This window comes from Paenibacillus tyrphae, from assembly GCF_027925525.1.
Lineage (GTDB): Bacteria > Bacillota > Bacilli > Paenibacillales > NBRC-103111 > Paenibacillus_G > Paenibacillus_G tyrfis_B.
On sequence record NZ_BSDJ01000051.1, the window covers coordinates 24576 to 32860 of the forward strand.

The window sequence follows — 8285 nt, forward strand, 5'->3', positions numbered from 1 at the left end:
GGTGAGGCTTCATGCGGCCCGTTCGCAAAACCGAAAATAATCGCTTGACGGCGATGATGCAGGTTCGTAACGAAGAGAATCGTTTTCTGGAAGAAGTGCTCCAAGACGTGAGCGAGTATGCGGATGAGATCGTCATCGTAGACGATGCGAGCACGGACCGGACGGTAGATATCTGTCTATCATTCCCCAAGGTGAAGGAGGTGGTGCGCCTGACGGAGCGGCATTTTTCCCGGGAATGGGAACTTCGCTCCCTGCTCTGGAGAGAAACCTGCAAGTACGGACCCGACTGGGTGCTGGCTATCGATGCCGACGAGGTATTCGAATCGAAATTCAAACGGACGGTCCGGCAGCTTATGAACCAGGACACCTACGACTGGGTCGCATTTCGGATGTACGATTTCTGGGGCGGACGAACGCATTACCGCGAAGACGAGTACTGGCAGCTGCACAAGCGGCATACGATCATGCTGCTGCGCAATTTGCCGGGTTTTCCTTATTACTACTTGCAGCACGATCATCACGTTCACCGGGTGCCGCTGTCGTACGGAGCGCTTCCGGGCCTGCTATCGGATATCCGGGTGAAGCATCTCGGTTGGGCGGGCAGTGAGGAGGAGCGCCGCAGGAAATACGAACGATATAAGCAGATGGACCCGGAGGGCATCTGGGGAAGCCAGGCCCAGTACGAATCGATTCTGGATGCCGATCCCCATCTGGTCGAATGGAAGGAGGAGGACTCTTGAGCAGCGTCGCCATTTTGACGCATAGCTTTTTGGACGCGTATAACGGTCGTATCGATAAAATTTACGGGGGCGGGCTTGAGAGGTACCTTTACGAGCTGTGCCTGCTCATACGGAAGCTGGGCGTGGAACCGGAAGTGTATCAGTTGGCGTTCCGCGAGCCGTTCGAGACACGGCTTAGGACGACCGAGCTGGCTGGGATGAAAGTGCACGGATTGTTTTGCGGACAGATCGAGAAGGTGGCGGAGCTCTTCGGGGAGATGTCCCGCAAAGCAAACGCTCCGATTATTTACGCGAGCTGCATCTGGCATCCGATCCGCTATGTGCCGGGGTCCCTTGGCATATGTCACGGCATCAATTGGGACCGGACGGACCTGGTGACCAGCGCCAAGACGCAAGTGGCGGATAACGTCCAGCGCGCGTTAAACGAACTGTGGCGCATTGTGTCGGTCGACTCGCATTTTTTGACTTACTGCCGGTCGGTCTGTCATTATTTCGATCCACTCAAGGTGGAGCTGATCCCCAATTCCGTCGATACGAGCCGCTTTTACCCCGGGGAGCGCAAAGAACAGGGCCGCACAGGCTTGAAGGTGCTGTTTCCCCGCCGAATCAGCCACGAAAGAGGCATTCTTCCCATGATGGTCGCAGCCGATGCGTTGTTAGAGCGGTTTCCGGATCTTCAAATGCAGTTCGTCGGAGAAACGATCGAGGACGCCGACATATGCCGGGCATTTCTGTTCTGGTTATCCTGCCACCCGCATCGGGCAAGGATCACGCATGAAGTCAAGTCGTTCGACGAGATGAGGCTCGTCTACGCTGACGCGGATATCGCCGTCATTCCGACCGTGTATTCCGAAGGAACGTCGTTGTCCTGTCTCGAGGCGATGAGCTCCGGGCTGCCGGTGGTTGCGACCAACGTTGGAGGACTAAACGATCTTATTCTGGATGGCTATAATGGTAGGCTGGTGCCGCCTTCGGCCGAGCGGATCACTGCGGCGCTTGTTGAGCTGATCGAGGATCGGGAGATGCGGAAGGCTCTGGGGATTCGTGCTCGGGAGACTGCGCGCTGCTTCGACAAGAACATATGGGCCAGCCGGTGGGAGCGGGTGCTGAAGGAATATTTGCGGAAGGATGAGGCCATATCCTAGAAAAGCCGGAGGAATGCATATCCGTTCGAAGCGATGTGACAAAAACGCAAGGAGAATCGACAAACGTTCCGTTCATACAAAAAGGCGACACCTCCCGCCCGTTGACAGAGGGTCGCCTTTTTATGCGGATAGCCATAGGGACAGCTTCAGCCACTCGGCTTTTTCCAGCGGTTGACCTAGCCGCTCGAATGCGAGCGACTGATACGCTTGCGCCAGAATAAGCCGGGGCAGCGGCCAATCGGGAAGCCGGTCTTGGACTTGGCGCAGCGCGGCGTCAGCCTCCTTCCAGCGCTGCAGTGCGCCGCAAAGTAATCCGTAGGCGCACAACTCCTGCGGAGATAGCCGATCCCGGTTACACCGGGAAAGAATGGCTTGAAGCGCGAGATCGGGAGCTTGCACAACAAGCTGGAGCAAAGGCGGGCGAAGCAGACCGGGAAGATGCCGGAGCGCTCCCCCGGATTGGCGGAGGTAACAAACGAGCCCGTCCCAGCAGGCCGACTCCAGGAAGACCGTGCAGGCGGTAAGGAAGGTGCGCTCATCCGCAGCAGCGGATTCGTCCCGGACAAGCTCCTGCCTGTCATCCTCCTTGGCGGCGGACAAATCGAATTGGACAGCCCAGCGGAGCAGCTCGATATCGAGCGTTTCCTCTTTCGGTTCGTTCAAACCTTGTAATTCGGCCAAAACACCGGCTTTGTCTCCTTGCTTGCAACGTAGCAGCCACTGACTGAGGCGAAGGGACAGTGGATTCAAGCTCGCGAGGACTGGTTCGGGTGCCCACTCCCGGATTCGCTGTGCAAGTGGCAGCTCGTTGTATCGAAGCAGGCAGCGGACCGCTTCCGTCCATTGCTGCGGCGTCAGTTCCGTCTGCCAGCTTCGGATACAGTACAGCAATTCGGCCCAGCGGCCTTCGGCGGCGGTCAGCTCAAGCCAGCGCCGCCAAGCCGGTTCGTACCGGGGGAACGAATCCAGTGCTTGACGGTACGAGCGAAGGGCTTCGCCCCGATTCAGCAGCTTCTCCTGTAATTGGCCAAGCCGGTGTGCCGTTGCAAAGCTTCCGGAGCCCGTCTGGCTTGCGTAAAGCCCGGAGCAAGGCGTCTGTAAGAGGGAGCATTCGTAAGCCTTGCGGGCGAGTCCGTACTCGGTTCGCTCTACGCAAAGGTCCCCGAGGAGATCCCACAGATCGGTAAAATCGGGAAATAAGTGAAGTCCTTCCTCCACAAGCCGAAGCGCTTCGTCATAGGATCTCCGCACCCGGAGCAGAAGAGCGGTCTTGAGCAGCAGATCGGGATAAAATCCGCATGAGGGTTCGAGCGATTGTAGCAGCGGGAGGAACATTCCGATGGCCTCATTGTACTGTTCCATATGAATATATTCCGTTCCCAGCGCATACTGAAGCCTCGAATCCCCCGGGGTTTCCGCGAACGCTTTGGCGAGAAGGGCCGTGTTGCGCTGCGGTTTTCGTTTCTGCCGGACCCTGTCCTCCAAATAACCGTAGTGACGAATCGTAATGCGGCTTGGAATGGGGGTCAAATGTCTTTTCAACAAGGAAGGCACGATATCTTCGTGGATTTTCCCGCTGTAGCGCAAATCAGGCAAATTCCGAAACAACCGGCAGCACGAATCGGTGAAGCTGAGATATTCCGTGAGCTGTCCGTAATAATTAACAAAACGTAAGGCATATGCGAAGGCGTCGGGACGACACAGCGACTCGGACAGCAACGGCAGGCATTCGGGTGTAAGCTCCTCATCGGCATCCAGCACCAGAATCCAGTCGCCCGACGCCGCGTCCAGCGCCTGGTTTCGCGCTTTTGAGAAATCGTCCTCCCACTTGTGGGTATAGACGCTTGCTCCGAATTCCCGGGCGATGGCCGCGCTGCGGTCCGTCGAGCCGGTATCGACGACGACGATCTCCGACGCGATTCCGGCAACCGAAGTCAAGCTGCGGGGCAAAAGCTCTTCTTCGTCTTTCACGATCATGCATATCGACAGGCGAGGGCTAGACAGAGAGCGATCCCTCCCGCTCCGGCAATCCCTCGTCGAAGGGAAGCGACAGTATGGCGTTCTTAATCAATTCCGGCTTCGGTTCCTGCCGCAACAGACGGTTCAAGTGAAGTTCGGCATTATGAGATAGATCGTATACCATCTGGAGCACCGAATCGCATTGGAAGTCTTTTTCCAATGTTCGCTGCTTCTCCTCCCATAGGGACACAAATTCGTGGTAGACGGGATATTTTTTTTGAGCATGAAGAATACGCGCCTTCTTTGCCGTCTCGCTCAACGATTGCGGGGAGTCTGGCCGCAGAGGAGGAAGCCAGTCGTTCGGCAGCCCATTTTTGAAAAAGTGTTCCCTCCATGGCTCCCCGGATTCAGGATCCCCGGCTGACGGCCCGGTCAAAAGACGGCTTTCAGCGGCGATGTTCAGCAATGCCTGTTTTTCGTCCTCGTCCACTCCATCCGTCAAAGCCCACAACTGTGTCAAGCTTTCCAGCGCCTGGTAACAATGGGTCCGGTAAAGGACCTTGGCAATATCGGCTCGCTGCTCCCGGAGGCGCAGCTTGAATGATTTCTGGATTAACGCCATCAGCTCATGCTGCTTCTCGGCCGTCCGATACAGACGGAACAAGCGATAGAGGGAACGGAGGGCACCCGGCTGCTGTTGAAAGGAGGTAAGGTAGGCTTGCGCCGCTTCGTTGTCTTGGGCCATGGACTCGCATACGAGACCCAGCAAGTAGTAGGTGGTATGGGAGCCGACACCCGCTTCCGTGTGGTAGCCTTTCGGTTCCGAGTAATGAACCGCTTTTCGGAAAGATTGCTTGGCGGCGTGAAAATCTCCAACCGTCATCTGGTAGCAGCCTTTGTAATGATACAAGTCGGTATAGTCCGGATATAGAGCAATCCCGCGGTCACAGCAGTCGATCGCTTCCTTCAGCCGGTTCATTGCCGCGTAACAACGGGCTTCGCACTTATACAGCAGGTGGGCGTAGTTGGCCATCGGATGTGCATACCGGATCGATTGCTGAAACGCATTCAACGCTTCTTCCACCTGATTATTCTGTAAATATTCGATCCCGATGTTATACAGATGGAACGAATGCTGAGGATGCTCTTCCAGCTCTTTTTTCAACAAGGCGAGATTTCGCTCCGTCTTGTTCTTGCTCGCCCTGATATGGGCTTGGTATCCGTAGTGATGCACCCGGATATCCGTCATGACAAAACGCGCTCCCGGGTTTACCTGTTGAATGTTTTCGGCGATCTGCTCATGGATTCTTCCGCTGAAACGGTACCCCGGCAAATTCCGAAACATGCGGATTGTAGGATTGATACTGGCGTTCAGCTCCCGGTCGCCGAAATGATTGATGATTCGCACAAAAAAAGCATCCGCCTCGGTGCAGTCGGCCCAAGTCAGCAGTTCCACTTTGCTGTCATCATCAAGCTCCTCGTCCGCATCCAAAAATAAGATCCATTCACCCGACGCATGCTCCACTCCAAGGTTCCGCGCCCCGGCAAAATCGTCCTGCCACTGCATTTCGATAACACGGGCTTGAAACGACTTGGCAATGGATACCGTTTCGTCCTGCGAGCCGGTATCGACCACGATCATTTCCGAGACGACGTCTTTGACGCTTTCCAAGCAGCGTGGCAGGGCTTGCTCTTCATTCTTAACGATCATGCACAGCGAAATGCCGGCAGGCTTCATGGTAATTCCTCCTTTGTGCGCCGCGCCAATGAGGACGCCATTCCGACTTGGAGACCAGCTCGATGGAAAGATTGAGCTTTTGCAAATTGGCTTGCAGCAGAGCGGCTTCCGGCATTCGCCCCAGGGCTTCTTGCACAATACTCCTGGCTTGCTGCAAATAACATAAGGCTGCGGCTGTTCTGGCTTTACGATCTTCCGGGTCAAGGCTCAAGGCTTGCTCGAACAGGACGGATGCTTCCTGCCATCGGCCGCGGTCATACAATACGATCCCCAGAATGTAAAAGCTCTCGCCATCCAGCGTTTCCGTCTCCATGATCGTGAGCAGACGATCGGCAGCTTGATCCACATAGCCTTCATAGAACAGCATTTTTGCCGTAAACGGGCGAAATACCGGAGTAAGTGCTGTTAGCCTGTCGACGACATCCGGATACTGCATTTGGATGGCTAGATGGAGCAGTGGCTTGGCAAACAGCAAGTACGAATAATCCGAATCCTCTTCGGATATCTCGGCACGCGTTCGAAGCTGCTCGAACAAACGGGCGTAAAACGCTGCCTCTGGCTGGCGGGTCATCCAATCCGACAAGTAAGCGGGGATGGAAACGGCTTTCTCCAAGCTATGCAGCAGCAGCGTATGAAAGAGGAGCGGGGCGTCCAGCGCTTCCGAGGCCGTTAACGGTTCGGCAAGCTGATGCGCTTCCTGAGGTTCTCCTTCACGGACCAAGGACAGAGCGATCAACTCCCTGATGCACGGCGATCGGGCAAGGTAAGCATTCAGTACCTCGCGGCCGGTGCGGTAGCAGCCGACGTCGAACAGCGCTTCGCCAATGCTGATTTCGCACAGCTCGCGAAGCGGATACGTAGGCGATTCCGGCTGGAAATTCGGGCTTACGATATGAAGGAGCTCCTTGACGATATCCTCTTCGGTTTTGTTTAAAGCGATCAAGACATCTGCAATGCCAACAAACGCTTCTTTGGAATAAAAGCAATGCTTGAGCGCGTCCAGATAAAATTTTAACGCGTCCCCGTATGCGGACCATTTCGCGGCAATGTTTCCCATAGCCAAATAAGACCGGAAGGTATGGGTGCCGGACTCCGTTAGATAGGAGCGGGAAGGGGAGGCACCGACGGCGGCTTGAAACGATCGAAGCGCCATATCTTCATGATGTACCGCCGTGTAGGCTACCCCTAAATAATAATGCAGGTCGGGGTAATCCTCATATCTTTGCTTTTCCTTTTCAAGCAGCTTCACTGCTTGCGGAAAGGCGGCGGTTTTGATCAACAATTTGGACAAATCCTTCACAATGGTCGGCCGGTAGGAAACTTCGGGCGGAGCGCTTTTCAGGGCTTGCTCCAACAGCTTGACGGCATCGCGATCCATCCCCAACTGTTCGCAGCAGACGCCCAAATGGTAACGGTAATAGGAGGATTTGGGGTGATCTTTAACCGCTTGCTGCAAAATGGTCAAATTTCTCTTGGCCTTATCTTTTTGTTCCTGTATTTCGGGCAAGTAGCCGAAATGCAGCAGGCTCAGACCGCTTGTACCGATGCAAGAGATCGAATCATTACGCTTCTCGATGGAAGGGAGGATGTCTTCGTGAATCGGACCTTGGTACCGGTATTGAGGCCGATTCCGGAAAAGGCGCAGCGACCGGTGATAGACCCGTTCATGAGGGAGCGAACCGGTTACATTTTCCACGTCCAGCCAGAAGGCTTCCAGCTCCGTCGTTTTCAAGGTTTTCCTGAATGCTTGCAGATCGCCTGTCATTCGTTCGTCGGCGTCAAGAACGAGAATCCAGTCTGCCCGGGTCCGAACCACAGCTGCATTGCGAGCTTTGGAAAAATCGTTTTCCCATTGGATACGGAACACCTTGGCCCCGTAAGACTCGGCTATAGGAATGGTTCGATCGGTAGAACCGGTATCCACAACGATAATTTCATCTACCCAGGATTTGACGCTCTCCAGGCATGACGGCAAAAAGTGCTCTTCGTTACGCACAATCAGGTTCAAACTCAGCAGCATGACGCGGTTTCCCCCCTCCCAGGAAAAAAACAACCCCTCTGCTATGCAGAGGGATATGTTTTCATTTTATGAACCCTGAGCGTTGAATATGACGTCAATCGTTCCGGTTACCAACGTCGTTGAAGCCCGGTACGAAAGGCGGGTATATTTCAAAAAGCGTTGAGGCACGAGTACGTCGACAGACCCCGGAGACAGGTTAAAACTGCTAACGTCGGTAAACCAGTTGGTTCCGTTCGCGCTAATTTCCAGTATCGTATCGACGGTTCCTACGGGACTGGAATTGTAGACAAAGAACGAATAAGTTTCCAAAACAGCGGTCGTTATAGCCGCCAGCGGCGCGAATGTCGTGGCCGTGCCTGCAGGAACGGCCAAGAAGCTCTGCTCAACAAAGCTGTTCTGCGAGATCGCCGTTAACGTCCCGCCCAGGATGGCGGTAATTGTGCCCGCCGTGATGGTGGCTCCGAGTATGGAGCCGACGGTAGTCAGGGTCCCTGCGGTGATGGTGGCGCCGAGCACGCTGGTAATGGTGCCGTTGAGCAGGTTGGTGATTGTTCCGCCCAGTAACGTGGCGCTGATCGAGCCTGCTGTAATGGTAGCTCCCAGCACGGAGCTGACGGTAGTCAGGGTCCCCGCGGTGATGGTGGCGCCGAGCACACTAGTAATGGTGCCGTTGAGCAGGTTGG

6 protein-coding genes are annotated in these 8285 nt (G+C 55.2%); 2 read left to right on the plus strand and 4 right to left on the minus strand.

Annotated elements, in window-relative coordinates; translation table 11 throughout:
- Positions 1–11: 11 nt before the first annotated feature.
- Both QMG93_RS33915 and QMG93_RS33920 read left to right on the plus strand, forming a co-directional pair.
- A complete protein-coding gene (locus tag QMG93_RS33915) occupies positions 12–740 on the plus strand; it encodes a glycosyltransferase (protein ID WP_281944331.1) in 729 nt (242 codons plus the stop codon).
- Positions 737–1885, plus strand: a complete 1149-nt coding sequence (locus QMG93_RS33920; protein WP_281944332.1) for a glycosyltransferase family 4 protein — start codon at positions 737–739, stop codon at positions 1883–1885. Before QMG93_RS33915 ends, QMG93_RS33920 begins: the two co-directional genes overlap by 4 nt.
- A 120-nt stretch (positions 1886–2005) precedes the next feature.
- On the opposite strand, the gene QMG93_RS33925 is transcribed toward QMG93_RS33920, so the two are convergent.
- The 4 genes from QMG93_RS33925 to QMG93_RS33940 all read right to left on the minus strand — a co-directional run.
- The gene (locus QMG93_RS33925; RefSeq protein WP_281944333.1) at positions 2006–3862 is read right to left on the minus strand and encodes a glycosyltransferase family 2 protein; all 1857 of its coding nucleotides are present in this window, start codon (positions 3860–3862) and stop codon (positions 2006–2008) included.
- A gap of 19 nt (positions 3863–3881) precedes the next feature.
- Entirely contained in the window at positions 3882–5582 is a 1701-nt protein-coding gene (locus QMG93_RS33930) for a glycosyltransferase (protein ID WP_281944334.1), read from the minus strand.
- Positions 5545–7602: a TPR domain-containing glycosyltransferase gene (locus QMG93_RS33935; RefSeq protein WP_281944335.1), complete on the minus strand. Its 2058-nt coding sequence runs from the start codon at positions 7600–7602 to the stop codon at positions 5545–5547. The genes QMG93_RS33930 and QMG93_RS33935 overlap by 38 nt, the downstream gene beginning before the upstream one ends.
- Positions 7603–7668: 66 nt before the next feature.
- Positions 7669–8285, minus strand: a 617-nt coding sequence (locus QMG93_RS33940; RefSeq protein WP_281944336.1) for a DUF6385 domain-containing protein, incomplete at its 5' end; no start/stop codon positions are given.